General features: G+C 66.4%; 2 protein-coding genes. Both read right to left on the reverse strand.

From position 1 onward, the window contains the following. Positions 1–294: 294 nt before the first annotated feature. Positions 295–1,359, reverse strand: a complete 1,065-nt coding sequence (locus LQV45_RS30595; protein WP_028277499.1) for a hemolysin family protein — start codon at positions 1,357–1,359, stop codon at positions 295–297. Further along, positions 1,356–1,664: transporter associated domain-containing protein (locus LQV45_RS30600; RefSeq protein ID WP_290370365.1), on the reverse strand; the 309-nt coding region annotated here is incomplete at its 5' end. The genes LQV45_RS30595 and LQV45_RS30600, both read right to left, overlap by 4 nt.

Below are 1,664 nucleotides of genomic sequence, written 5' to 3' on the forward strand. Positions count from 1 at the left end.
TGACCACACCGTCCCCCGCGGTCCCCCGCGGGCTGCCGGACGTCGGACTGCACGCGGTGAGCAGGAGGCCCAGGCCGGCAAGGCCAGCCAGCAGGACTCGGGCAGCGGGACGACGCACGGAAAACCTCGGATCTGTTATTGAGAATCAGGAGCAATAGCAACAGCCCGAGTGTATCCCTAAATAGGAATCATTCCTATTTAGGGATACACGGCGTGCCCCGCCGGTGCCCGGCCGCAGCTGGGCTGCCCGTTACTGGACCGGCTGTTACTGGGCCGCCCGTTACTGGGCCGCCCCTACTGGTCCTGGCCCAGCCTGCGGTAGCCGGTGGCCTGCGTCGCGTCCCGGATTTCGCCGACGAGCTGCTCGATCACGTCTTCGAGGAACAGCACTCCCTGAGTCAGCCCGTCGGGTCCGATCACGCGCGCCAGGTGCGAACCCGTGCGCTGCATGACGGACATGGCCTGCTCGATTTCGTCGTCCATGGCGAGGTTCGCCAGCGACCGGATGCGGCTTTCCGCAATCGGCTGGTGGTACCCGGCGTCCGGAATGGACAGCACGTCCTTGATATGGAGGTAGCCGGCCAGCATGCCGTCGTCGTCGAGCATCGGGAAGCGCGAGAACCCGGTCCGGCTCACGGCCTTTTCGAATTCGACCGGCGTGGTGGCCGCCTTGAGCATGACGAGTTTGCCCAGCGGAACCATCACACGCGACGCGGTGTGTTCGGAGAACTCGAGCGCTCCGGTGATGAGTCCGGCGTCGTCGTCCACGAGTCCGTGGCGGGTGGATTCCTGCACGATCGACTGCACTTCTTCAAGGGTGAAGGTTGAGGTCACCTCGTCCTTCGGCTCAATCCGCATCAGCTTCAGGATGTGGTTCGCGGACCAGTTAAGCGCCGCAATGACGGGCTTGACGAGCCGCCCGATGAACATCAGCGGCGGCGCCAGCAGCAGCGCAGCCTTGTCCGCGACGGACACGGAAATGTTCTTGGGCACCATTTCGCCGAATGTGACGTGCAGGAACGTCACCAACAGCAGGGCGACGGCGAAGGCCACAATGTTCGCGACCTCCTCGGGGACGCCCACCGCTTCCAGCGGCACGGCCAGGAGGTGGTGGATCGCGGGCTCGGCCACCTGCAGGATCAGCAGCGAGCAGACGGTGATGCCGAGCTGGGCGCAGGCGAGCATGAGGGAAACGTTTTCCATCGCCCGCAGGGTGGTCTGGGCGCGCTTGGAACCTGCCTCGGCCAGCGGCTCGATCTGGCTCCGGCGGGCCGACATGACGGCGAATTCGGCGGCCACGAAGAAGGCGTTGCCCACCAGGAGGAACGCAAGCCAGAGGATTCCGGCCCAGTCGCTCATGCGGCACCTGCCTGGCTGGCGGGCTGGCCCTCGCCGGACACCCGGATGGGCCGGAAACAGATCCGGTCGATCCGGCGGCCGTCCATGCGGGTCACGCTGAGTGTCCCGCCGACGACGTCGACCGTGTCGCCGACTGCCGCGATGCGGCCGAGCTGGCTCATGACGTAGCCTCCCACCGTTTCGTAGGCAGCCTCGTCGGGCACGGTCAGGCCCGGGATCTGTTCGGAGAGTTCATCGGGCCGGAGCAGGCCCGGGAAGTACCAGTCGCCCGAGGCGCTTTGGAGCAGGCCGGGCCGGACCTTGTC

The organism is Microbacterium sp. Bi128 (assembly GCF_918698205.1).

What these genes read in the sequence shown, in the direction of transcription:
- LQV45_RS30595 (WP_028277499.1), bottom strand. Translation starts at nt 1,359, where the DNA reads ATGAGCGACTGGGCCGGAATCCTCTGGCTTGCGTTCCTCCTGGTGGGC.